Source organism: Methylotenera sp. (assembly GCF_029945705.1).
Classification (GTDB): Bacteria; Pseudomonadota; Gammaproteobacteria; order Burkholderiales; family Methylophilaceae; genus Methylotenera.
In genome coordinates this window covers 1-25,280 of record NZ_JAQSDC010000060.1, presented here as the reverse complement: position 1 = coordinate 25,280, position 25,280 = coordinate 1, and the positions used below count along the sequence as shown (strand labels likewise).

The window sequence follows — 25,280 nt, the reverse complement described above, 5'->3', positions numbered from 1 at the left end:
TGTTTAAGCCGCTTGGGCTTTTAAAACAGCTCCTGAGCTTTCTATGTTTATCCGTATAGCGATAGCCTGCTTTAGTAAAGCTTCTACTATATTTTTAGCAACTGGAGTGTTTTCGTAAATAGCATTTCGCATGATGAGGTATTCACCTCGTTCAGCCTGCTTAACCATGTAGGTCAATCTAATAAAGTTGGGGGTGACTAATAACTCCTTCATATTTGCATCAGCAAATAGTTTAGGTAGGAACGAGTCGATTAAATCCAAATCAACAGCTTCATGTTGATACTTCAGAATTGCATGTTGCGGCCAACTTGCTGGAATAGCTAAATTGCCATTCCATTGCCATGAAGGGCTATAGAACTCGTTATTTGATGGCCTAACAATGTAATCTAAGGTGCCCATACTTTGCACATGCGCGTCCACTTTAATTAACAGCCATAGTGGAGGCACTTTTCGCCAGCCAAGTGTATCTTCAACAATACTTAGTGATACCTTGTAGCCGCTGTAATCACCTTCAAGTATTGGTAGATTTGCTTTATCTAAACGTTGCTGCGTATTTGCCAGTAATGGCGCACACTCGTCAAATATCCGACCTCTAGCATCGGCTCGGTAACTTACTGCATGCTGATATTTGCGATATAACATCACAAGCATCACACTGAGTAACAGCAAAACGACTATATTCATATTAAGCCTTATGTGGCAGCGGTGTTTAAGCCGCTGCCAATGGTTTATATCAATGGGTAAGCTTAATAACCTTTTGGGCGAGGCCAAGGCATTGTGAATTGATCTGCACGTTTTACGTATTTGTAACGACGTAATACAAACCAGATAGATGCCAAGATATAGAACGCCATGATTGATAACAGTGATGCACCGTAACCCAAGAACGTTGCAAAATAAGTCGCGCAACATAAGGTTAGTAATGTAATCGCTGGTATCGGATGAAACGGATGAATATAACCACGGTGTATTGATCCTAATGGCCACATTTTTCTGAATTTAATCATGTTAAACGTCATGAAAGTATAGCCAAGCAAGCCAGATAGGATAGAGAATGTAATCACTTGATCCAACAACCCAGTAAACGCAAACGAAATCGCAATTGGCACTAAAAATAGTACTGAACGATAAGGTGTGCGGTATTTAGGATGAATAGCACCAAAGAAAACTGGCATGTAACGGTCACGACCTAATGAGAACCAAGCGCGTGACGCATCGTTGATACAGCCATTTGCTGAAGCAATCGCAGCAAAAGCCGTAGCCACAAATAACATCAACTGCAACTGACTACTACCTAACAAAGTTGCCGCATCGTACATAGGTGTGACTGCTTGCCCTAAATATTGCCAAGGCATCAAGCCTGTTGCTACAAACCATGTAATCGTCGCAGCGACTAACAAAGTCATCATACCGCCCATTGTACCAAGTGGAATAGAACGACCTGCTGAGCGAACCTCTTCTGCCGCCTGACACGTACCTTCAATACCCAAGTAATACCACATACCAAATTGCAGGGCAGCCACTACACCAATCCAACCATATGGCAAATCTGTGAGCAGTGCTTGATGTTGAAGTATCACGCCTTGATGTAATGGGTCTACTGATAGAAATAAAACAATCAAAGAGGCAAAGGCAAGAAAGGTAATGACTAAGTTAAGCGTCAGTGTGGCAAACACGCCGCGATAATTGAGCCAGGCAAGAAAAGCCACCGTCAACACCACAAATGGCTTGGTATCTAAGTTGGCATATCCCATTACCTCAGCACCAGACTTCATGAGGTCACCCACCACCAAGGCATCGGCAGCACACAACATGGTATAAGCCATCACTAGGTAAAGCCCCACATTAAACGCCATTAGCGGCCCGACAATATGCTTAGCCTGCGTATATTGCCCGCCTGCCGCTGCCACTGTTGAAGTAACTTCCGAGTCTATCATCGCTACACAGGTGTATAGCAAACCAATCACCCAACAAGCAATGAGTGAGGCGTAAGCGCCGCCCTTGCCTACCGTAAAGTTCCAGCCCATAAACTCACCCACCAGCACAATACCAACACCCAAAGCCCATATATGGAATGGGTTGAGTACTTTAAGCATCGCGATAGGCTTACTATTAGAAGTCGTAATTTTATCTTTAGCCATTATGAGTTCCCTTCTTCTAAATGAACGCCGTGAACGACATCGTCTTCACCACCTTCACGTGAACTCATCAAATATTCTTCGTCGTATTGCGAAGAAATCATAAATGCATCTACTACCATCCAAACCAACATGACCGCTGATATGCTCCATGCTGCATACACCAGAATATCCCAAAACTTCATGATATTTCTCCCTTTAAAGTGAGCAACTATTTATTATCGAATTTTTCTCTAATGACTTCGCGGTATTGTTTATCTGACACCTTCAACATAAAGATGAAGTAGCCAGCAACCACAAGTATGGTAATAATCAACATTAGTGGATCAATGGTGTAATCGAATCTGCTGTTAATTAATGTTGCTGCCTTTTCTGGGTCATAGCCAAGTTTCACCCATTGCTGTTGCTGTATTTCATTCTGACCTAACGACTGCCAACTTACCTGCACATGTGCTGATGCACTTGCTGCTGCGGCCTCAGCTTTTGCTTCTGCCTTAAATAGCAATGGCACCATCAGGCTGGCATAAACCAAGACTAGCACTAAAATTGTGTCAAAAATTTGACCAAACATGCCCTGTTTTGGAGGGGTATAGTTTTTACTCATACGTTTCTCCTAATGGCTGATTTTAGCGGCACGGTTGGCGTCTAGATGTTTGATGTCTAAACCATAGATGAAGTCTTTATCTTCTTTGAAGTGCTTGGTCATCGCAAAAACTGATGCTGTATTAAAAAGCATCAACATAAAGCTAGCCACGTACAGTACTGAGCGAATGTTGTCGTCTTTCACTATGCCTAATATTGCGATTAACACAAAAATGACAGCAGCCCATAACAATGCAACATCGAACCAAGCCATCAGGCAGTCTCGCATATACATGTCATTCATTCGTTTTTTATTATCATCTCTCATAACACTCTCCTCATATTTTTTATAAATTGGAATACCTGTGAAATAAAACGTGTGACAAAAACCTGTTAAAAGAACGATTACCGTAGTCACCAAAATGGTAAGTTAATTAAATATCGACATGGGTTTGGTAATGAAGCAGTTTGTATAGACGAAAAAAATGCAGCTATGGTTAAGCCGCACAAATAAAAAGTGAGGGTATGCGCATTTAATATGAATGTTTTTTCTACCTTAATTTGGTAGTTGGAGGATGAACCCGCCTTAAAGTAGAAAAAACTATCCATTACGCATACCCTCATAAAGCCCAATAAAATTGGGTAGGGAAAACTTTTAGAAAAGAATTAGAATTTAGTCACTCCTGGAATCCAGCTTGTACCAGCTAAAGGCACTTGTGCCATTGCTGAGGCTTCGATTGTTAATGCCACCAAATCTTCTGGCTCTAAATTATGCAAATGTGACTTACCGCAAGCACGTGCAACTACTTGCGCTTCCATGGTCATCACCGCAATGTAGTTAGCCAAACGATGACCAGCTTTGATAGGATCAACACGTTTCATCAATTCAGGATCTTGCGTTGTAATACCTGCAGGATCTTTACCTTCATGCCAGTCATCATAAGCACCAGCAGTAGTACCAAGTTTGTTGTATTCAGCTTCTAAATGCGGGTCATTGTCACCTAATGCGATCAATGCAGCTGTACCGATTGCTACAGCATCAGCACCTAAAGCAATCGCCTTAGCCACGTCCGCACCGTTACGAATACCACCAGAAACAACCAACTGAACGCTATCTTTACCGTTGCGATAAACACCCAAATCCTGCAATGCTTTCACTGCTGGACGAATCGCAGCTAAAATGGGTAAGCCTACATGCTCAATAAACACCTCTTGAGTTGCAGCAGTACCGCCTTGCATGCCGTCTAGCACCACTACATCAGCGCCTGCTTTAACCGCAAGTGCCACATCGAAGTAAGGGCGAGTCGCACCAATTTTCACGTAAATTGGTTTTTCCCAATCGGTAATCTCACGTAGTTCAGCGATTTTAATTTCTAAGTCATCTGGACCTGTCCAGTCAGGGTGGCGACATGATGAACGTTGGTCGATACCTTCTGGCAAGCAACGCATTTTTGCTACACGCGCAGTAATTTTTTGACCAAGCAACATACCGCCGCCGCCTGGTTTAGCGCCTTGACCAATCACCAACTCAATCGCATCTGCTTTACGTAAATCGTCTGGATTCATACCGTAACGTGAAGGTAGGTATTGATAAACTAGCGTTGTAGAATGACCACGCTCTTCTTGTGTCATACCACCGTCACCAGTCGTTGTACTTGTACCAGCTGCGGTTGCACCGCGACCTAATGACTCTTTAGCTGGACCTGATAATGAACCAAAACTCATACCAGCAATGGTCACTGGGGTTTTCAAATGAATTGGTTTTTTAGCAAAGCGTGTGCCCAACACTACATCTGTACCGCACTTTTCACGGTAGCCTTCTAATGGGTAACGGCTGACTGATGCGCCTAGGAATAGCAAGTCATCAAAGTGCGGCAACTTACGTTTTGAACCTGCACCACGAATGTCATAAATGCCGGTTGCGGCTGCACGTCTGATTTCCGAGTTGGTATATTCATCAAACGTTGCAGAGTAACGCGGCGTGGTTTGAGGAATTTTATGTATTTCTTTAGATTTATCGTCACTCATTTTAGTATGCTCCTGCATTATCAACATGGAAGTGGTACAAGGTGCGAGCAGAGCCGTATTGCTTAAAGCTATCTGGGCTGACATCTGCGTGACCTGATTTTTTCAACAAATCAGCTAGAATTTGCTTATCTTCTGCATTCATTGTTTTTTCTTCGCAATCCGCGCCTAGGCTTTTGACCGTACCGCGAACAAATAACTTAGCTTCATAGATTGAGTCACCAAGGCCATCACCAGCGTCACCCAAGATAACAAAGTTACCTGCTTGCGCCATGAAAGCTGAGAAACTACCTACAGAACCACCAACCACAATGTCAGCCCCTTTTAAGGCAATACCACAACGTAAACCAGCATCACCATCAATGATGAGCAAGCCACCGTTGGCGGTTGCACCAGCTGCATTTGAAGCAAAACCTTTCACATGCACAACACCTGACATCATGTTTTCAGCTACACCACTACCAGCACTACCTTCAATAGTCACTTTAGCGATTTGATTCATACCTGCTGCGTAATAACCAGCATGGCCTTTAATCGTTACGTCTACATCGGCTTTTAAACCTACTGCTACGTTATGCGCGCCATTTGGATTCTCAATGACTACTTTTTTCCCGTTTAGACTACCTGCATCACCGTGAAGGAATTGATTCACTTCACGTAGTGGTTTGGTATCCAAATCAAATTTTAGAGTTTCCATACATACATCTCCTTAGGTGAAGGCTCGAACACCTTCGCGTTTTTAATATCTGGCAAATGCGCTAATGAGCGGAACTCAGAAGCAATTGCAACATAGTCATCATGCTCAGCAATAATCGCTGGTTTGCAACCATATGGGTCGCGTACTAAAGCAAGCTCAGTGCTTGTACCCATTAACAATGTGTAAAAACCATCAAGCTCTTCAAAGCCATGATTCAATGCTGTTTTAAGATCATCACCTTCACGCATACGCCATTGCAAAAAGCGGCATGCAGCTTCAGTATCGTTGTCTGTTTCAAAGTTGATGCCTTCTTTTTCTAACTTGCGACGTAGGCTATGTGCATTTGATAAAGAGCCGTTATGCACTAAGCACCAGTCTTCACCCGCAGTAAATGGATGCGCATGTGCAGGTGTTACAGCAGATTCAGTAGCCATACGTGTATGACCAACCAAGTGCGTACCTTTGAAATTTTTAAAGTCATAACGATCTGCCACTTGTTGCGGTGTTCCAATGTCTTTATAGATGTCCATTGACTGACCAACAGACAATAAATGCAATTGAGGGTAATGTTCATTCACCCACGCTTTTACTGTTGCTGGCTCAAGGGTTGTTGTTAACACAGCATGATTGGCTTTTGACTCGACCGTAGCCTTGATGCTTAAATGTGTTTCAAAATGATGGCCTAATTTAGCCCAGTTGAAATCTGGTGCGCCAGAAAACAAGCTGAACTTTCTAGCATCCGCCGCTACTGGCGCCGTAAACATCGCCATACCAGCTGAGTCAGGTCCACGCTCAGTCATGCCGATTAACATAGGCATCATGAGTTCACCAATTGAGTCACGCAATTTGGGATTTCTAACTAATAATCCGACAATTCCACACATACTTTTCTCCTTACAAATATAGTTAAATTTTACTTTTACAATAAAGCCTGTAACTAAAGCCTAGAAAAACTCTACATAGCGATTGATTTCCCAATCAGAAACATGGCGCTGATATTCCATCGATTCCGCACGTTTAATTTTGATAAACTCTTCTGATAGTGAATTACCCAATGCATCACGAATGACTTGATCGCCTTCAAATTCATCTATAGCTTCACTTAAACTTTGTGGCAATATTCCGATACCTTGTTCACGCATTTGTGCAGGTGATAAATCATATAAATTGTTAGCATGACCAGCGCCTGGATGTAGTTCGCGTTTAACACCATCTAGACCTGCGGCAATCACTGCCGCTGTGGCTAAATAAGGGTTGCAACTACCATCTGGTAAGCGCAGTTCTAAACGACCATACGGAATACGTACCATGGTTGAACGATTGTTATTGCCATATGAAATATACGCGGGCGCCCATGTAGAACCTGTGAGTGATTGACTCACCACTAGACGCTTATATGAGTTAACAGTTGGGCAAGCTAGCGCCGTAATTGCAGGCGCGTGAGCAAGAATACCGCCCATAAAATGATAGGCTAATTTTGATAAACCATGACCAGTGGTATCGCTGTCGTCATGGAACAAGCTTTTTTTACCATCACCAATCGACATATGCATATGCATACCATTGCCTGGACGATTACCAAATGGTTTAGGCATGAATGAACAAATCATTCCTAACTCATTGGCAATATGGCTAGCTGCCATTTTGAACATCAAGTAATCATCTGCACTTTTTAGGCAGTCTGCGTAGGTGTAATTGATTTCAAATTGACCATTTGCATCTTCATGGTCGATTTGGTAAATATCTAGCCCCGCCGCAATGAGTGTTTCAGTTAATCGCTCTAAAAACGCAGATTGTTTTGACATGCTTTTATAGTCATAACAAGGCTTTTGTAAGGTATCAGTTTCATCATAAGGATGAATACCGCCCTTTTCATCTTTACGTAGTAAAGAAAATTCAGGCTCTAATCCTGTGTAAAGAATCCAGCCATTTTTAGCAAGACGATCAGTTTGAGCCTTGAGTACCACACGCGAGTCGTGGCCATAAGGCTTTTCATTAACGTGCCCATCACAAACAATGCGCGCATACCCTGGTTGCCAAGGTATTAAAGTCAAGGTTGATAAATCACCAACCGCCATATAATCTGGACCATTTGGCGCGATGCCCATGCCCCAAATTGCGCCGCCAGCAAAACCAGCGCCGCCTTTAAGAATACTGCCGAGATGTTCGGCAGGCACTGACTTAACCTTAGCAACACCATGTATATCAACAAACTGAGCTAAGATGTACTTAACATCATTATCTTTTAGAAACTTTTTTGCTTCATCAAACGTTTTCATTCATTTCTCCCTGAAAATTCAATGCATCTAAACTATAGATACATCAACCTTAAATTAAGTCATCTCCAACGGTTTTCTCAGCACTAGCTTTATTTTTAATCGCAAGCTCTTGTTCTGTTTATAAATTTCATTTTTGATACTAAGAGCTTTGATACTGAACAAGCCCAACTGCGCCACCACCTAACTCAGTAGCAATTTCTATTAGAACTTCCCACATATAAGGTCCGTAAGTACCATCACACCAAATGCGGTAAACTGGCTCACCATTGAGTGTTTGGCGTATCACTGTTGCTGATATCCCAGCTACCTGAGTCATAATGAGATCTTTTGCTGCTAATGATTTTTCACGTAAATCGAGCGAGCAAAGTTCTGAAAGCAAGTTTAGAGCTTCGCTACCACTCACAATAAAAGCAGCATCTGCACGTGGTACTTTATAAACACTCGCCACACGATTTGTATCGCTGGCTAATCTGCTACAAGCAGAACCACCTAATTGATCTTCAATTAAAAACTCGCTAGAACCGAGACGTAACACCAATGTTTTTTGTTCACACATCGTCCATGAGTTTGGGGTAGTTGGAATCGCAATCCCGCGCTCAAGCAACCATTGCGTTGCATTCGGGCCTTTTACGCCATATCTTGCTAAACAACTTACATCAGCAACACCTAGCACTTTTTTTCTAGCATCTTCAATTGCAGCACTAGCAAATTGCACTGCGGTATCCATGCTATTAATCACTTCCCATTTAGCAGAATCTCTTGGCTGAGCATGGGCTACAGGTGATGTTTGGATGATACTTTTGACGTCAAACTGTTGCATATCATGCTCCCTTTAAAGTCTTGATAAATGGGCTTTTAACCACTGTTGCAGCTACCAACGCGCCACTATCTGCACGAATTTGAAATACACTACCTACTTCTTTTCTAGCGGGTGTCACGTAGGCAAAACCTATGCAACGGTCTAAATATTTGCTGTAACTGATACTCGTAACACGGCCTAAAATATCGCGTCCATCCACTACCAAGTTGCAATCCATAGGCATTTCGCCTTTGTAGTTTTCCGCCAATACAAAAGGCACTAGTTGTTTTCTTAATGGGCGTTTAGCTAAAATTGTTAAGCTTCTTTGTCCAATGAAGTAAGGTTTATCCATTTTGATTGCCCAGTCAGCGCCAATTTCAAATGGATTTGTTAAACCATCTGTATCAACACCAGGCATTGCGTGACCCATTTCAAGGCGTAACAAGCGTTGCGTATCACTACCAAAAGGACGCAAAGCATGTTTTTTACCTGCTTCAATTAAGGCATTCCAAAGGTGTGGAATTTGTCCCATCGGTGCATGTAACTCATAGCCATTGTCTGCCACGAAAGCCACTCTAATCATGCGTGTTTCTACGCCTGCCACATGGCTTTCACGCACACTACTCATCGGAAATGACTCGTAAGAAAGATCTAAATCAGTAAGGGTTGAAAGGATTTCACGAGCAGCCGGCCCAGCTATATTGATAGCACCAAAGGCACCCGTTACGTTCACCAAACCAATATTGAGTTGCCACATTTGTTGTGAGCGCTGCATTTCACGGTAAACAGCGGCTGCGTTGGATGTTCCAATAGAAAGATAGAACAAATCATCCGCAAGGCGGCTTGCAATACCATCATCAACCACCACGCCTGTCTCATCAAGCAGCATCACATAGCGGCAAGAACCCACTTTTTGATCTGTGTATACACCAGTAAAAAAACGCTCTAAGAATAAGGCTGCATCTGGGCCATGAATCTCAATCTTACCGAATGAGCTACCATCAATGATGCCTGCTGTTTTGCGTACTGCGAGCGCTTCTGTTTGGATTGCATCTTCTTTAGATTGACCAGCTGCAGGATAATAAGCCGCACGTTTCCAAGCGCCAATATCGGTAAATACTGCGCCGTTTGCCTGATGCCAATCATGCAAGGATGTTAAACGATGTGAATGGAAACCGCGTCCTCCTAAATGTCCGATTGGCGTGGGGTGGAAGAAGGGTCTTGATGTCGTTGTACCAATTTTTTCAACTGGCAAACCACGAATTCTAGCTAAGATTCGAATTGCATTCATATTAGAATGCTTACCTTGGCTAGGACCCATGCCCACCGTAGTAAAACGCTTCATTAATTCAATATTGTCAAAGCCCTCTTTAGCTGCATTCACAAAATCTTTTATTTGAATGTCTTCATCAAAGTCGACAAAGTTTTTGCCTTTGGGATGAGGCACCATTGGGTAAGCGTGACTTGGAGAAATGCCCACATGCTTCTCAACATCATTTTGTGGAGCTTGCCCACCTAAATGACGAATCACATCATTAGCGGCCCGTACACCGTCACGCAAGCGTTGCTCAAGCTCAAAAATACCGTTCACTTTACCTGCGGCAAACATGCCGTTGGGTAAACGGCTTGGTACAAATTGCTCTACGCCATAATCAAACTGCATACCCGTACCTGCTTGATACAGCAAAGCCCCTGCTGGCGCCCAGCCTGCGCTCATAGCGATACCATCACACTCAAGCGTAAATTTGGTATCAGTTAAAGCAATGCTTTGTTTTTCGTCATATGCGCAAATGATTGCGCCGCGTACACCAGATTTATCTGAAGAGGCAATCGCTTCATAAACACAATGACCGGTATAGACTTTCACGCCACGTTTTGCAAGTGCTGCGGCATAGGCAGTACTTCCTGTTGGGCGCATATCTACCAAAGCCACAATCTTGGTACCCGCTTGAAATAAATCTAATGCAACACGATAACCATAATCATTGGCTGTCACTACGATGCCATTGTTAAATGGCTTTACTGCATAGCGGTATAACAAACGCTGCGCTGCTGAGCCAAGCATCACGCCAGGTAAGTCGTTATATCTGAATACTGGTGGCTGCTCAAAAGCACCGCTTGCAACAATGACAGATTTAGCGCGTACTTTATTGATCCCGGCTTCACTTACAATTGGAATTAGATGATCTGGATAGTAGCCAGCTGCATAAGCACCAGTCATCACTTTAATGTTTGGCAGACTAGCGACTTTGCTCATTAAGCTATCCAACTCTGTCACTACGCTTGAATCACCCGCACGGTTATAGCCTAAGCTTCCGCCAAGCTGACGGTTTTCATCCACAATCGTTACTTCAAGACCCGCTTCAGCAGCAGTACAAGCTGCGGTCAAACCAGTTGGACCAGCACCAACCACCAACACATCGCAATGTGAGTGTGTTTTACGTTTTAAGATACGAGGATAGTCAAAATTGACAATACCTAAACCCGCAGCCTTACGGATGACGCTTTCCCAAAAGGGAAACAAGCGGCGTGGTGTATGAAATGCTTTGTAGTAAAAACCAACAGGTAAGAGCGGTGAAATTGAATCAATATAGCTATTCTTATCTTTTTTTACACCACCGCTTGTGTTCACGGCGGTCAATACCATGCCCTGTTTCACTTCAACGACATCTGCACGAATATTAGTATCGATGCCGTCAGTCACCAAAACATTCACGTCATGGTTTGCTAAGCTCAATACTCCACGGGCACGGTGATATTTAAAACTACGACCCAAAACCTTTTGACCTGCAGCCCATAATGCACTACTAATGGTATCGCCCTCGAATGCTGAGAACTCTTCACCTTCAAAAGTAAAGTTGATTTTTTTAGTTCGGTTAACCCATTCCCCGACTTGCTTGGGTGTACGAAAAATCATTTACCTGCCTCCTGCGTTGTATCTTTTTGACCGAGAAGATAGGTGCTAGTGACCTTATCTGTCAGCGTATTACGCTCTGCAATAAACCATGTACCGCTTGGTGAGTGATACCACCACTCTTTTTTGTCGCCAGGTGCGCCGCTACGGTTGTGCACAAAAGCCGCCCATTGGGCATCAGTACATGTATCTTGATCTGGCGCTTGGCGATATTCGCCTCCGAAAACAAACTCGCTTAGCGGTCTTGTTCCATTCATTGGACAGGTGAGTAATTTCATTTCATATTCCTCTAGTTATCTAACTTGCATGAATAAGCCACTAATGGCCTACTGACGCAGCACCCTTTTCCCCAGTCAGTTCGTAATCTTCAAAACGTGACAAGCGGAATGAGTGAATTAAATCTGGCGCACTATCATTTGCAATGGTTTGTGCCATGGTTTTGCCACTAATAGGCGTAGCTTTGAAGCCCCAAGTACCCCAACCAGCATCTAAATAAAAACCTTCAATCGGTGTTTTACCCATAATCGGCGCAAAGTCTGGCGTCATATCAGCCATACCAGCCCATTGACGGACCACTTTTACATTTGATAGGAATGGGAACATATCTAACATATGAGAGGTAAGTCCCTCCACGAAATCTAACGTAGAGCGTGTTGAATGCACTTCGTATGGATCTAATGATGAACCCATCACCAACTCTCCACGAGAAGATTGACTGACATACACATGTAAGCTACCTGAAACCAAGATGGTGTTTAGCCAAGGTTTCATAGGCTCCGTTACACAAGCTTGCAATGGATGAATCACAATCGGCGTTTCTAGATCAACCATTTCTGTAATACGTGGTGTGAAACCTGCAACTGCTGAAAGCACTTGCTTAGTTTCGATATAGCCTTTATTAGTCTTAACGCCACAAACTTTGCCATTTTTAACATCAATACCAAGCACTTCAGTATTTTGATAAATTTCGGCGCCCAAACGGTCTGCACCGCGGGCATAACCCCAAGCTACACCATCATGACGAGCTACTGATCCAGGCGCATGAAACAAAGCGCCTAAAATTGGCGCTTGACCACTACAGCTCAAATCTAACTGTGGACAAGCCTTAGCAATTTCATCAGGGCCAACTACACGGCTTTCAACGCCTACATGTTTATTCACTTCAGCACGCCATCTCATGGTACGCATCGCAGATTCAGTATGAGCTAGCGTGAAGTGACCACGTGTTGAATAGAAAAGGTTTAAATCTAACTCTTCAGAAAGACCTTCGTAGATCTTGACGCTGGCATCGTAAAAATTAACGCCTTCTGGTGTGAGGTAGTTGGAACGAACAATAGTCGTGTTACGGCCTGTATTGCCGCCCCCAATGTAGCCTTTTTCAAGCACACATACATTAGTAATACCATGATCTTTAGCCAAATAATAGGCCGCCGCCAAACCATGTCCGCCACCGCCAATAATCACTACATCATAGGATTTCTTTGGGGTCTCGTGTGACTTAAAAAAGCGCGGTGCTGGATGCTCTTTTGATAGTGCGAATTTAAGTAATCTTAAGGGCATTTCTTAACTCCATGAAACCTAATTATTAATCTTTAAAGATACTAACGACTTCGTAGCTACTCATTAAGTTTCATTAACTTTTTTAATCTGTATGAAACTTTGTTGACGTATTAAGCCATATCCTAATATCGCATGTCAATACATAAATGAAACTTTTTTAATCATAATGAAACTTTACCTTAAGGCATAGTATGATTACTATATATATTAGCTACTTAGGTAGATTAGGAACTTAGCAGTACTACTAAAGTGGTAGGTTGGTGAGTGTATAAAGGACTTGTTAGCGATGGATAAAACATATAATTTTTACAGTGGAAACTCTCCCCTGCTTATCTCTATGCCGCACGCTGGAACTGGCATACCTGAAGATATGAGATACAGGCTTACACCCGAAGCGCTACTGCTACCAGACGTTGATTGGCACTTACCAATCCTATATGACATGGCGAAAGACTATGATGTTTCTGTTATATCAGCAGAATATGCACGTTACGTGATAGATCTAAACCGATCACCCGAGAATACTTCGCTCTATCCTGGGCAAGATGTGACAGGACTGTGCCCAATTGACACTTTTGCTAAAAGTGCAATCTATCAAGATGGGAAGGAGCCAGATGACAATGAGATAAAAGATCGCATTGAAAAATATTGGCAGCCTTATCACCAAAAATTAGCCACTGAGCTTCAAAGAATACATGCTATTCACGGCGTGGCAATACTGTGGGACGCGCATTCGATTGCATCTCATGTACCAAGATTCTTTATTGGACAATTACCCGACCTAAATTTTGGTACCGCTGACTCAAGCTCTTGCAACATTTCATTGCAAAATGCGCTAGCAGCAACCATGCAAGAATTAATGCATGCTAAAAACTATAGCCATGTATTCAATGGACGCTTTAAAGGTGGCTATATCACTAGACATTATGGAATGCCTAATATGAACATACATGCAATACAGCTGGAAATGAGTCAATGCATTTATATGGATGAAAATTCTCCATATAAATACAATGCTAAATTAGCGATGAAAGTTAAGCCCTTGTTAAGCGACCTACTTAAAACCTGCTTAAATTGGGCTGAGACTCAAAAATAAACGATGAATGATAAAGCTTAAAGCTTACCGTCTAAACCCATTTGATAGTACTTATGAGTAATCTTATCTTGGTTATCAAGTAACCAATCAATATCAGGTTTATTATTCATTGCTTTATGAATAGCCATCGCCGTGGCCTTGCGATGAATATCAAACAAAATCTTATGGTCTAACTTATCGTCTTTTGTCACCATCGGATTTAACCAAACCGAAACAATAATACCTAAATCATTTGCACGCTCTTTAGGAATATCACCTGCGCGAACGGCATCAAGCACGCCATTAGCGATAGCAGCCTGCACCGTGCCCATCAAAATATTAGTATATTTAGTTTCTTTAACAGTCACTTTACTCACCATCAATGTCACTGGCCTTACTTGAATATCTGTATTCAACAAAGCAAAAACACGCGTGTGTCCAGCGACCTGATCACCAGTCAAAGTAGCAATTGCAGTTCCAACTGGCCCATCTAATTCGCCAATAATAACTTCTGGTTCCGCAGCCGTACCTGGAGGGCCGCCTGCTACTAAAGCTTCACCAGTTCTCATTACAATACGTTCACTCACAATACTCTCCTAATAATTAAGTCACTTGCTAATAAGCATTCAATGCAGACATTAAAGAAACATCTATAAAATACAATTTTTTAATTTTACATCAACTATTATTACCTGAGTGAAACTTTTGTGAATGTTTGTTATAATTTCTGCAACTTTAGTGAATAAAAAGAATTTATTTACAAGTAATGCTAAAGTCTCTTGTAATATTCGGGTTGTTAATAGCTTCGGACACTCAAAATGGCTGCAAAAAAAGAAACTGAAGATGTAAAAGTAGATGAGCGCAATAAATCGCTCGGGCGGCATTTGGGCACGACCATACGCCAACTTAGGTTAGAGCATAATCTAACTATTGCAGATGTATCCGAACGCGCAGGAATAAGCCGTGGCATGCTAAGTAAGATTGAAAATAGCCTTGCAGCCACCAGTTTAGAAACTTTAGAACAGTTAGCCAATGCTTTAGGCGTTACCCTCTCCAAACTCTTTCAAAACTATAACTTACCGCGCGGTGCCGCGCAGCTTGTTAAAAAAGGTGAAGGCATGGAAGTCGTTAGGAGAGGCACGCGAGTGGGCCACACCTACCAATTACTGGCTTATGACCAAGGCCCGCACAAGACCTTTGAACCATTCTTAATCTCCCTAGAAGACTCATGCGAAGAGTTTCCTGCGTTTGAACACCCAGGCACAGAGTTTATCCATATGCTTGAAGGTACACTCGAGTATAGAGTAGGTAAAGATACCTTTGTATTAAACAAAGGCGACTCTCTTACCTTTCAGGGCGAAATTCCACATAGGCCTGAAAACTTGATTGAAACCCCGATTAAGTTTTTAGCCATTATTCATTACGATGCACCGGATAAAGAAAATTTTGAAGAATAAGTAAGACTCAACTTATGGAAAATATTAACTATCAAGTAGCCAATGAGTCTGATATTGATGACTTGGTGAGTTTGTTATCAGATTTATTTACGATTGAAAAAGACTTTAACCCAGATTTATCTAAACAAAGAAAAGGACTTGAGTTAATCGTTAAAAATCTCGACACAGCAACCGTGCAAGTGGCTAAAAATAACGCAGGCAAAGTAATTGGAATGGTGACCGCTCAGCTAGTCATCTCAACCGCACAAGGCGCAGCTTCAGCGTGGATTGAAGACATGGTCATCCACTCATCCTATCGCGGACATGGTATAGGCAAAAAACTGCTTCAGCGGACATTAGATTGGGCCAAAGAAAATGGCGCCACACGCGCTCAACTTTTGGTAGATATTGAGAATAAAGAAGCTTTAGGTTATTACGAACACTTAAAGTGGGAATCTACCCAATTACAGGCACGTAGAGTTTTTCTATAAGCCATAAAGAAAATAGCATCTGCAATACATTTGACAGCATTGCAGACGTATTTTTTACAGAAAACTATAACGGTACGCGTTGACCACAGAAGAAGCCAATTGCATAGTCAGGCGTTTCAAACTTAATGTTACTTCCAGATGGGAAATAAAGTACATCACCCACGGTTGCAGTCACTTGTTGACCAGTATCATCAGAAATAATAAATGTACCTTCTACAACAATTTTCATCTCTTCATAATCGTAGCTGTAATTCAGAGCGTTACCTTTCTCTAAACGAAAGAAGCCTGCACAAATTCGTTTATCAGCATCTGCAGATATAAATGTGTCTCCAAGCCAAGCAGGAACGCCAGCTACATTCATCGACGGCTGAGAATCTTTAATAGCCTGTTTTTTGTATTGAAACGGTTTCGAACTCATTGCACTTCTCCTTATGGTTGATTAACTGTGTTGTATTTAATCTCAACGCCTCTAATCTCACAATTACACCTAAGAGGTACTCACTAAGAAGGATAAAAAAGTAGCTAAATAACTTTCTTATGTCAGGCATTTAAATCTCTAAAAATCAACTTATAAAGTTCATTTCGTCACAAAAAAATATCAAGTTTATGGCATACTCACACCATGACAGACATGCATTCCCCCAACATCCATACCAATAAGGGTATCGTCAATAATAGTTTGGAAGTGGCAAACAGCCATTATGAAAACTTTCCAGTCGCCTCCGTATTTTTACCGCAATATTTGCGTGAGCCTATAAGTTTAATTTACAGCTTTGCTCGCCAAGCCGATGATTTTGCGGATGAAGGTGATTTAAACATTGAGCAACGTTTAGGTTTGCTTAACGGCTTTCGAAATGAATTAGAGTTGTTACAGGCGTACATAAAACCAAAATCTAGCTTTTTCAATGCATTAGGTACAATGATTAAGGCTAAAAAACTGCCTTTTGAGCCATTTTATGATTTGCTAAATGCTTTTAGCCAAGATGTAACTAAAACGCGGTATGCGGATTATGACGAAGTACTAGATTACTGCACGCGTTCAGCCAACCCGATTGGCAGATTATTGTTACATCTTTACGGTCAATCCAATCCTAATAACATCAAACTCTCAGACAACATTTGCACGGCATTGCAAATCATCAATTTCATACAAGATATTGCGATTGATTTTAAGAAAAATGACGGCAAACAACGTATTTATTTATGCCAAGATGAAATGGCTGCGTTTAATATCACTGAGGCACAAATTCAAGATTTTGTAGATGGTACGCAAGAGATAGATGAAAATTGGCAACAATTTGTTCTTTTTAACCTACACCGAGTAAATGCCCTACTTTACTCAGGAAAACCGCTTGGACGCATCCTAACTGGCCGCATTGGCTTTGAGATGCGCATGATTATTGCAGGGGGCGAATGCATCATTGCCAAAATAAATAAAGTGAATGGTGATATATTTAACTTTAGACCGACCCTCAATTATGGTGATTGGTTAATCGTATTTTTTAAAGCGTTGATGAAAGTATAAAAAAGATAATGACGCCACAGCAATATTGTGAAGAAAAAACCGCTAAAAGTGGCTCAAGTTTCTACTACAGCTTTATGTTTTTGCCTAAAGACAGACGCGAGGCAATTACTGCACTTTACGCTTTCTGCCGTGAAGTAGACGACATTGCAGACGAATGCACAGACTTTAATATCGCACAGACTAAACTTAACTGGTGGCGTACGGAAATTGAAAGTCTATATGACGGAAAACCACAACATCCAGTTTCCAAGGCCTTAGTAAATCCCATTAAAACTTATCAGCTTGATTCTGAACACTTTATAGAAGTCATCGATGGCATGGAGATGGATTTAAAATTCAATCGCTATGAAGATTTCAAGCAATTACAGCTTTACTGTTATCGCGTTGCCAGTGTCGTTGGCCTACTTACAGCACAAATATTAGGTTTTAATAATCGTAAAACGCTCAAATATGCACATGATTTAGGCATGGCATTTCAATTGACGAACATCATTCGTGATGTAGGTGAAGATGCGCGCCGTAACCGCATTTACTTACCGTTAGATGAGTTAGCCCAATTCAAAGTCACAGAAGACGACATTTTGCATAGCCGTGAATCAGATGCCGTTAAAAACCTGTTAGATCACCAAATTGAACGTGCTGAGACTTATTACGACCGTGCTCTACGTGAATTACCTACAGAAGACCGTAAAAATCAGCGTGTCGGGTTAATGATGGCGGCAATCTACCGTACTTTATTACGTGAAATTAAGGTGGATGGTGCGCAAAAAGTATTAAATTCGCGCACTTCGCTAGGTGCATTACGCAAGATTTTTCTGGCCTTTAATGTTTGGATAAAAACTTAAATGAATATATCAAATACGCATGTGGCAGTTATTGGCGGTGGATGCGCTGGTTTAAGCGCCGCAGCGGCTTTACTTGAAAAAGGCTTTCAAGTCACACTATTTGAATCTAGCTCTCAGCTTGGGGGCCGTGCTCGCACAGTACTGGTAGAAAATAATAGCCTGATGCATGTATTAGATAATGGCCAACACATCTTATTAGGTGCATACCACGAAACTTTAAAATTATTAAATAAAGTTGGCGTGGATGAAGAAAAAGCATTCATGCGAGTACCCTTGCGAATCAATATGCATGCAGTGCCATTTAAGTCTGTATTTTCTTTAAAGTCCGCCAACTACTTACCAAGCCCATTAAACATGCTTGTTGGGCTAATCGCCTGTAAAGGGATTAGCATTTCTGAGCTAATCACTGCGATTAAGTTTATGGTGCATTTGAGACGCACGCGCTTTCAAATTACTGGTGACAAAGTATTAGAAAACTACCTCCTCGAACAAAATCAGCCCATAAAACTCATAGAGATGTTATGGGAGCCCTTATGTTTAGCCGCACTTAACACACCAATCGCCATTGCGAGTACGCAAATTTTCTTGAATGTGTTAAAAGACAGTTTCTCGAACGACTCATTAACAACACGAAAAAAAAATAGTGACTTTTTGTTACCTCGCTCCGATTTATCAAAAATCATTGCAAATCCAATCGCGCACTACCTACAAGTCAATGGCGCTGAAATAAAGCTTAATAGACGCATTCGCCAACTAGAAATTGATGGTGATGGCTTTAGCTTAACAACACGTGACGGCAAAGCATATTTTAGTCATGTAGTCATTGCTGCACCAGCGGCCAGATTAGATACACTTATAGAGTCTATCCCCAAGCTACAAAATGTGTACAAACAAACACAAAACTATAGTTACCAACCCATCTATACTGTTTATTTACAATATCCACCAGATTTCAAACTAGAAAATGTGATGCATGGTTTGTCCGGCACATTAGGGCAATGGGTGTTTGATAGAGGTCAACTTTGCAACCAAAAAGGTTTGCTGGCGGTGATTATAAGCGCCACTGGCAAGCATCAAAAACTTAGCCAAGACGATCTTGCATTGCATATTGCTAAAGAGCTTCATCATGTATTCCCCGATATGCCAAAACCCTTATGGCACAAAGTGATTGCTGAAAAACGTGCAACTTTTTCATGCGGGCCAAACTTAGCTAGACCAACCAATAAAACGCTACAACCTAGACTGTATTTAGCGGGGGATTATACTTATGCTGACTACCCAGCGACCATTGAAGGTGCGGTAAGAAGTGGATTGGCTTGTGCCAACTTAATTGCGAATGACTAAAGTCACGCAGAATAAATAGCTTTAGCCATTTCTTAATTGATTTAAAGCCTGTTCTAAACGTTCTACAGCAATCACTTCCAGCCCAGCGATTTTGCTTTTTGGTGCATTCGCCTTAGGGACGATTGCCTTCGTAAAACCTAATTTAGCAGCTTCTTTTAAACGCACCTGACCGCCTTGCACAGGCCGCACTTCCCCTGCCAAACCAACCTCACCAAACACTATAAGTTTGTTATCTAATGGCTTGTTTTTTAATGAAGAAACGATTGAAAGTAACACAGCTAAATCGACTGCTGGCTCAGCAATTTTAACGCCACCTACTGCGTTTATAAATACATCTTGGTCAAAACATGGGATGCCGGCATGGCGATGTAAAACGGCCAACAACATCGCTAAACGATTTTGCTCTAAACCAACACACAATCTTTTTGGGCTAGGTGCATGGCTTTCATCGACCAAAGCTTGAATTTCAATTAATAGTGGACGTGTACCTTCCATTGTCACAGTAATGCAACTGCCAGCCACTTCACCTTCATGATGCGATAAAAACAAAGCGGATGGATTAGAAACCTCACGTAAACCATGCTCAGTCATGGCAAATACACCTAACTCATTCACCGCGCCAAAACGATTTTTGAAGGCGCGAATTAACCTAAAGCTAGAGTTTTGATCGCCCTCGAAATACAACACCGTATCCACAATGTGCTCTAACACGCGCGGCCCAGCTAAAGAGCCCTCTTTAGTTACATGACCGACTAAAATGACAGTGATGCCTAATTGCTTAGCCAAACGAGTTAATTGCGCAGAGCATTCGCGCACCTGCGCCACAGAGCCAGGTGCTGATTGCAAGGCTTCAGAATATACGGTTTGAATAGAATCAATGACCGCAATATTTGGCTTGTGCGTTTGTAACGTCGCTAGAATTTTCTCAAGATTGATCTCTGCTAAAAGCTCGACCTCGCTTGCGTCAAGCCCTAAACGTTTAGCGCGCATAGCAATTTGTTGCGGAGATTCCTCACCGCTCACGTAAATGGCTTGGCTAGATTTTCCTAAATGACATAAAACCTGCAATAGTAAAGTCGATTTACCGATACCAGGGTCACCACCTATTAATACCACCCCACCCTCTACCAAGCCACCCCCTAGTACTCGGTCAAACTCACTGATACCAGTCGGCTTACGCGCGATATCTGCGGCTTTAATACTGCTAATTTTTTGCAATGTGCTGCTTTGTGCTAAACCTTCAAACTTGTTGGCATAGCGATTGGTCGAAGTGCTGCTTTCTTCGACGCTCTCAACCAGAGTATTCCAAGCCATGCAGCTTGGGCATTGGCCTTGCCACTTAGGCTCGCTGGCGCCACACTCTGTGCAGCTATAAATGGTTTTAGCTTTTGCCACGCTAGCCTTTAGTATTCATCAGCCATATGACCACTGCCAGCATAGTTTTCAAAGCGTGTATGTTGACCCATAAACGTCAGACGAACACGCCCAATCGGGCCATTACGCTGCTTACCAATAATGATTTCAGCCGTGCCTTTATCAGGACTATCGGGGTTATATACTTCATCGCGATAGATGAATAAGATGACATCCGCATCTTGCTCAATCGCGCCAGATTCACGCAAGTCACTCATCACAGGGCGCTTATCAGGGCGCTGCTCAACACTTCGATTAAGCTGTGAAAGGGCTACTACAGGACAATCTAACTCTTTAGCTAAGGCTTTTAGCGAACGTGAGATTTCAGAAATCTCAGTCGCACGATTCTCGCCTTGCCTACCTGCTGGCGCAGCCATTAGTTGTAAATAATCGATTACGATTAGGCCTAACTTGCCAGTTTGGCGGTGTAATCTACGCGCTCTTGCACGCACATCAAAACTGCTTAAACCTGCGCCTTCATCAATAAAAATCGGTGCTTCGTTTAACTTACCTAATGCGGTTGTAAGCTTTTCCCAATCTTCATCTTCGAGGTTACCATTACGCATGCGATGTTGATCTAAGCGCCCTACTGAACCAATCATACGCATCGCGAGTTGCGTGCCGCCCATCTCCATAGAGAAAACCGCGACTGGTAATTTTGTATCCAGCGCCACATTTTCTGCAATATTCAATGAGAATGCAGTTTTACCCATCGAAGGTCGACCCGCGACAATAATTAAGTCGCCACCTTGCATGCCTGAAGTCATCGCATCAAGGTCAGCAAAGCCTGTAGGAACGCCAGTCACGTCTGATGGGTTATCTCTTGAATAAAGATAGTCAATGCGGTCAGCTACTTGTGGAAGTAGAATTTTAATATCCACGAAACCTTGTGTACTCTTTTTACCACCTTCAGCAATCTGAAATATTTTAGCTTCAGCTTCATCTAAAAGTTGCTCAGCATTACGGCCATTAGGTAAATAAGCACTTTCAGCAATGCCAGAACCAACTACGACTAACTGGCGCATCACAGCGCGTTCATGAACGATTTCGGCATAGCGTCTGATATTAGCTGCCGTCGGCGTGCTTTGAGCCAGTGCGCCTAAATATGCAATGCCACCAACACCTGATAATTCGGCCGTACTTTCTAAGGACTCAGCCACTGTGACAATATCAGCGGGTCTATTATGCTCAACCAGTTTGGCAATATGCATAAATATCGCCTTATGGTCGTGTCGATAAAAGTCATTGGGCGAGAGTATGTCCGCGACTTTATCTAAAGCTTCATTCTCAAGCAATAAAGAGCCAATCACTGATTGCTCAGCTTCGACAGAATGTGGGGGGATTTTTAATGCATCTAATTGTTGGTCAGCCATGCAGTGATTATACTCAATAACACTGTATGGCTAGCAGACAAACTTTAGAAAATCGCAATAAAAAAGGCTACCGAGGTAGCCTTTTTTAATTCAAACACTTGAAGTTTTCAAGTGAATGTTAATTACGCTTCACCAACTACTGTTACTGTGATATCTACAACAACATCATGGTGCAATGCCACTGTAACCACGTGGTCACCGATTGTTTTCAATGGGCCATTTGGCATGCGTACCAAAGCTTTAGTTACTTCAAAGCCTTGAGCAATTAAACTTTCAGCGATGTCGCCGTTAGTCACAGAACCAAATAAACGACCATCAACACCAGCTTTTTGAGCCACTGTCATTGTGAATGAAGCTAATTTTTCACCACGTGCTTGCGCAGCAGCTAAGATTTCAGCTTGTTGTTTTTCTAACTCAACACGGCGAGCAGCGATTTCAGCTTTGTTAGCTTCTGTAGCGCGTTTTGCTTTACCTTGTGGAATTAAAAAGTTACGACCGTAACCATCTTTAACTTTAACGATATCACCTAAATTACCTAGGTTACCTACTTTTTCTAATAAAATAATTTGCATGGTAGCCTCCGATTATTGATGTTTATCTGTGTATGGAAGCAAAGCCAAGAAACGAGCAAGCTTAACAGCTGTCGTTAGTTGACGTTGATAACGTGCTTTAGTGCCCGTCATACGTGCTGGAATGATTTTTGCGTTTTCAGAGATGAAATCTTTCAATAGATCTACATCTTTGTAATCAACTTCTTTGATGCCTTCTGCTGAAAAACGGCAGTAACGGCGGCGTTTGTACATTTCTCTTGCCATTTGAATACTCCTAAATACTTACTATATGGTTAATGTGCATCACCAGCTGTGTGCTTTTAAGGCTGCGTTTGGCTAAAAAACCACTCGCTTGAATGTGTGAGCCTATTGCTAAGCCTTTCAATGCTAAGTCACCCAAGGTAACCGCATTCACTTCACATTCCACCTTACGCTTCATGCCAGCTTCAATTTGCTCTGAAACATGACGCAATACAACACTTAACAACGGTATGCCTGCTGGCGTGTAACGAAGCGGCTCAATTTGCACAACTTCTGCTTGCAACACCAGTTTATTCACTTGTTTTACTAATTAAGCTGCAGAAGCCTCTGTTGCAGCTTCAGCTGGCGCGGCTATTGGAGCTGCATCACGGCTTAATACTGATCTAGATTTTTCTTCTTTCATCATTGGTGATGGTGCTGTAACAGCAGTTTTCTTAGACATTAACAAATGACGTAAAACAGCATCATTGAATTTAAAGCCATGCTCAAGCTCAGCTAAAACTTCAAGATTGCACTCAATGTTCATTAACACATAGTGTGCTTTGTGGATTTTTTGGATTGGGTAAGCAAGTTGACGGCGACCCCAGTCTTCTAAGCGGTGAACTGCACCGCCGCTAGCTGTGATAAGCGTACGGTAACGCTCAATCATCGCTGGTACTTGTTCGCTTTGGTCCGGATGGACGATAAACACTAGTTCATAATGTCTCATTAGTACTCCTTATGGATTATAGCCACCTGCAAAATGCTTTATTTTCATAAAACATTACCAATGTGTTTGTTAAAAACACTTCAACAAACGGTTAAAACTGATGCAGTGTGACAAGGTTAAATTGTATTTGCCTGATAAGACTACCAAGCAAGCGCGCGATTATAGACAAAAGTCCAACGACAATCAACTAAATCAGCATATTAAGCGTATTAAGCGTATTTAAGACACTATCTTATGCTTTATCTGTTGAAAAACATGCTTAGAAAGAGAAATTTCACGGATAAAACAAGCCAAGCCTGAAATCAAACTCGCCATCGCCACAATAAATAGTATTGACACCAGCAAAGACGAATCCCAATTGATGGCGGATCCTAAAAATAGCAAACCAATCACCACCGCCACCAATAACAGTGTGAATGTGCATAGCGTGATAGACCAATGCACCCAATTAGCACGGCATGACAATATATCAAGCTCTTGAATATAATAACCATGCCTAGCATCGTCAGCTTGCATGGTAGCAAGGCTTTCGTTTAACACTCGAAACCTATCCACCACGCGCCCCAGACGGCTAGTTAGCACACCCAATAATGCACTAACACCCATTAATAGAAACACAGGCGCAATGGCAAGCTGTATCACCTCTGAAGCTACTGTAACGCCATGAATAGAACTTTGCATAAACCATCCTTTAGTTTCAAACGTCTAATATACTATCTTAGCTTGTTAGTGGTGCAACAAACGTAAAGGTGAAAAGCGCCAATTAGTAATTTACAGTTTATTGCTATAAAAATAACTTAAACTAGTTTACTTAAAAATCATTTTAATCTGATAATGCAAACAATAACTAGAACAAATATAAAAGGTGTTCAATGGGTTTAATGCAGGAGTTTCAACAAGCCGATATTGCTGTGAAACGCCTAGGCGATTTAATGGATGCACCACCAGAACCCTACTCACCCATCCCAACAAGAGCCAATACTCCCTCACCCTTTAAGGGAGAGGGCTGGGGTGAGGGTAATAATGGCGGTGATAGTAATAACGAAACCAACGGTAAAGACATCCGCTATCTATCAGCCAATGAACTGAGAAACACCTTTGGTGTAGTTCCGCAAGAAACCTTATTGATCTCTGGCAGTATTTACGACAACCTCACCTTAGCTAACCCACACGCCAGCTTTGAACAAATCATTCAAGCCTGTCAGCTCGTATGTAATGGTCTAATAAAATGCGACACAAGTTAAGAGATTATAATTACTTAAC

At 42.1% G+C, this 25,280-nt stretch carries 29 protein-coding genes; 7 read left to right on the top strand and 22 right to left on the bottom strand.

The features are described 5' to 3' along the window. Positions 1-3: 3 nt before the first annotated feature. The 13 genes from PSU78_RS13805 to PSU78_RS13745 all read right to left on the bottom strand — a co-directional run bounded on the left by PSU78_RS13805 (position 4) and on the right by PSU78_RS13745 (position 12,994). On the bottom strand, positions 4-684 hold the full coding sequence (locus tag PSU78_RS13805) for a hypothetical protein (RefSeq protein ID WP_300388979.1): 681 nt from the start codon (positions 682-684) through the stop codon (positions 4-6). Between the two features lie 62 nt (positions 685-746). After that, entirely contained in the window at positions 747-2,141 is a 1,395-nt protein-coding gene (locus tag PSU78_RS13800; RefSeq protein WP_300388977.1) for an APC family permease, read from the bottom strand. Then, on the bottom strand, positions 2,141-2,323 hold the full coding sequence (locus PSU78_RS13795; RefSeq protein WP_300388975.1) for a hypothetical protein: 183 nt from the start codon (positions 2,321-2,323) through the stop codon (positions 2,141-2,143). The genes PSU78_RS13800 and PSU78_RS13795 overlap by 1 nt, the downstream gene beginning before the upstream one ends. A 26-nt stretch (positions 2,324-2,349) precedes the next feature. Beyond that, positions 2,350-2,742: a hypothetical protein gene (locus PSU78_RS13790; RefSeq protein WP_300388973.1), complete on the bottom strand. Its 393-nt coding sequence runs from the start codon at positions 2,740-2,742 to the stop codon at positions 2,350-2,352. Positions 2,743-2,751: 9 nt separating this feature from the next. Further along, entirely contained in the window at positions 2,752-3,048 is a 297-nt protein-coding gene (locus PSU78_RS13785) for a hypothetical protein (RefSeq protein ID WP_300388971.1), read from the bottom strand. A gap of 338 nt (positions 3,049-3,386) precedes the next feature. After that, entirely contained in the window at positions 3,387-4,748 is a 1,362-nt protein-coding gene (locus PSU78_RS13780) for an FMN-binding glutamate synthase family protein (protein WP_300388969.1), read from the bottom strand. A gap of 1 nt (position 4,749) precedes the next feature. Continuing rightward, positions 4,750-5,442: a protein glxC gene (locus PSU78_RS13775; protein WP_300388967.1), complete on the bottom strand. Its 693-nt coding sequence runs from the start codon at positions 5,440-5,442 to the stop codon at positions 4,750-4,752. Next, entirely contained in the window at positions 5,430-6,326 is an 897-nt protein-coding gene (locus PSU78_RS13770) for a glutamine amidotransferase family protein (protein WP_300388965.1), read from the bottom strand. The genes PSU78_RS13775 and PSU78_RS13770 overlap by 13 nt, the downstream gene beginning before the upstream one ends. Positions 6,327-6,386: 60 nt before the next feature. Beyond that, the gene (glnT, locus tag PSU78_RS13765) at positions 6,387-7,721 is read right to left on the bottom strand and encodes a type III glutamate--ammonia ligase (protein ID WP_300388963.1); all 1,335 of its coding nucleotides are present in this window, start codon (positions 7,719-7,721) and stop codon (positions 6,387-6,389) included. Positions 7,722-7,860: 139 nt separating this feature from the next. After that, positions 7,861-8,541 (bottom strand): sarcosine oxidase subunit gamma, encoded by a 681-nt coding sequence (locus PSU78_RS13760; protein WP_300388961.1) that lies wholly within the window; start codon positions 8,539-8,541, stop codon positions 7,861-7,863. 1 nt (position 8,542) lies between these two features. Then, positions 8,543-11,437: a 2Fe-2S iron-sulfur cluster-binding protein gene (locus PSU78_RS13755; RefSeq protein ID WP_300388959.1), complete on the bottom strand. Its 2,895-nt coding sequence runs from the start codon at positions 11,435-11,437 to the stop codon at positions 8,543-8,545. Next, positions 11,434-11,712, bottom strand: a complete 279-nt coding sequence (locus PSU78_RS13750) for a sarcosine oxidase subunit delta (protein ID WP_300388957.1) — start codon at positions 11,710-11,712, stop codon at positions 11,434-11,436. The genes PSU78_RS13755 and PSU78_RS13750 overlap by 4 nt, the downstream gene beginning before the upstream one ends. 40 nt (positions 11,713-11,752) lie before the next feature. Further along, positions 11,753-12,994: an FAD-dependent oxidoreductase gene (locus PSU78_RS13745; protein ID WP_300388955.1), complete on the bottom strand. Its 1,242-nt coding sequence runs from the start codon at positions 12,992-12,994 to the stop codon at positions 11,753-11,755. A 286-nt stretch (positions 12,995-13,280) separates the two neighbouring features. Here PSU78_RS13745 and hutG point away from each other — a divergent pair, with 286 nt between their 5' ends. Further along, the gene (gene hutG / locus PSU78_RS13740) at positions 13,281-14,090 is read left to right on the top strand and encodes an N-formylglutamate deformylase (protein WP_300388953.1); all 810 of its coding nucleotides are present in this window, start codon (positions 13,281-13,283) and stop codon (positions 14,088-14,090) included. Between the two features lie 17 nt (positions 14,091-14,107). On the opposite strand, the gene fae is transcribed toward hutG, so the two are convergent. Further along, entirely contained in the window at positions 14,108-14,656 is a 549-nt protein-coding gene (gene fae, locus PSU78_RS13735; RefSeq protein ID WP_300388951.1) for a formaldehyde-activating enzyme, read from the bottom strand. Between the two features lie 231 nt (positions 14,657-14,887). Here fae and PSU78_RS13730 point away from each other — a divergent pair, with 231 nt between their 5' ends. Both PSU78_RS13730 and PSU78_RS13725 read left to right on the top strand, forming a co-directional pair. Then, positions 14,888-15,526 (top strand): helix-turn-helix domain-containing protein, encoded by a 639-nt coding sequence (locus PSU78_RS13730; protein WP_300388950.1) that lies wholly within the window; start codon positions 14,888-14,890, stop codon positions 15,524-15,526. Positions 15,527-15,540: 14 nt separating this feature from the next. After that, positions 15,541-15,996: a GNAT family N-acetyltransferase gene (locus PSU78_RS13725; RefSeq protein WP_300388949.1), complete on the top strand. Its 456-nt coding sequence runs from the start codon at positions 15,541-15,543 to the stop codon at positions 15,994-15,996. 64 nt (positions 15,997-16,060) lie between these two features. Here the strand turns inward: PSU78_RS13725 and PSU78_RS13720 are convergent, their stop codons facing one another. After that, positions 16,061-16,414 carry a cupin domain-containing protein gene (locus tag PSU78_RS13720; RefSeq protein ID WP_300388947.1) on the bottom strand — a complete coding sequence of 118 codons (354 nt, stop codon included), beginning with the start codon at positions 16,412-16,414 and terminating at the stop codon, positions 16,061-16,063. Between the two features lie 204 nt (positions 16,415-16,618). Between PSU78_RS13720 and hpnC the strand changes: the two genes are divergently transcribed. The 3 genes from hpnC to hpnE are packed head-to-tail and all read left to right on the top strand — an operon-like array spanning position 16,619 to position 19,710. Continuing rightward, on the top strand, positions 16,619-17,521 hold the full coding sequence (gene hpnC, locus PSU78_RS13715; RefSeq protein ID WP_300388946.1) for a squalene synthase HpnC: 903 nt from the start codon (positions 16,619-16,621) through the stop codon (positions 17,519-17,521). A gap of 8 nt (positions 17,522-17,529) precedes the next feature. Then, a complete protein-coding gene (gene hpnD, locus PSU78_RS13710) occupies positions 17,530-18,366 on the top strand; it encodes a presqualene diphosphate synthase HpnD (RefSeq protein WP_300388945.1) in 837 nt (278 codons plus the stop codon). Continuing rightward, complete coding sequence (hpnE, locus tag PSU78_RS13705; protein WP_300388944.1) at positions 18,367-19,710, top strand: hydroxysqualene dehydroxylase HpnE; 1,344 nt, start codon at positions 18,367-18,369, stop codon at positions 19,708-19,710. A gap of 21 nt (positions 19,711-19,731) precedes the next feature. On the opposite strand, the gene radA is transcribed toward hpnE, so the two are convergent. The 7 genes from radA to PSU78_RS13670 form a co-directional block, all read right to left on the bottom strand. After that, complete coding sequence (radA, locus tag PSU78_RS13700; protein ID WP_300388942.1) at positions 19,732-21,105, bottom strand: DNA repair protein RadA; 1,374 nt, start codon at positions 21,103-21,105, stop codon at positions 19,732-19,734. A gap of 8 nt (positions 21,106-21,113) precedes the next feature. Next, positions 21,114-22,496 carry a replicative DNA helicase gene (gene dnaB, locus PSU78_RS13695; protein WP_300388940.1) on the bottom strand — a complete coding sequence of 461 codons (1,383 nt, stop codon included), beginning with the start codon at positions 22,494-22,496 and terminating at the stop codon, positions 21,114-21,116. 122 nt (positions 22,497-22,618) lie between these two features. Next, on the bottom strand, positions 22,619-23,068 hold the full coding sequence (gene rplI / locus PSU78_RS13690; RefSeq protein ID WP_300388938.1) for a 50S ribosomal protein L9: 450 nt from the start codon (positions 23,066-23,068) through the stop codon (positions 22,619-22,621). Positions 23,069-23,080: 12 nt separating this feature from the next. After that, positions 23,081-23,311, bottom strand: a complete 231-nt coding sequence (gene rpsR / locus PSU78_RS13685; RefSeq protein WP_013148128.1) for a 30S ribosomal protein S18 — start codon at positions 23,309-23,311, stop codon at positions 23,081-23,083. Positions 23,312-23,321: 10 nt separating this feature from the next. After that, positions 23,322-23,606, bottom strand: coding sequence for a primosomal replication protein N (gene priB / locus PSU78_RS13680; protein WP_300388936.1), 285 nt, complete (start codon positions 23,604-23,606; stop codon positions 23,322-23,324). 12 nt (positions 23,607-23,618) lie between these two features. Further along, on the bottom strand, positions 23,619-24,017 hold the full coding sequence (rpsF, locus tag PSU78_RS13675) for a 30S ribosomal protein S6 (protein ID WP_300388934.1): 399 nt from the start codon (positions 24,015-24,017) through the stop codon (positions 23,619-23,621). A 219-nt stretch (positions 24,018-24,236) separates the two neighbouring features. Then, positions 24,237-24,698 (bottom strand): DUF2721 domain-containing protein, encoded by a 462-nt coding sequence (locus PSU78_RS13670; protein WP_300388932.1) that lies wholly within the window; start codon positions 24,696-24,698, stop codon positions 24,237-24,239. Between the two features lie 191 nt (positions 24,699-24,889). On the opposite strand from PSU78_RS13670, the gene PSU78_RS13665 reads away from it, so the two are divergent. Then, the gene (locus PSU78_RS13665) at positions 24,890-25,261 is read left to right on the top strand and encodes a hypothetical protein (RefSeq protein ID WP_300388930.1); all 372 of its coding nucleotides are present in this window, start codon (positions 24,890-24,892) and stop codon (positions 25,259-25,261) included. The last annotated feature ends 19 nt before the right edge of the window (positions 25,262-25,280 follow it).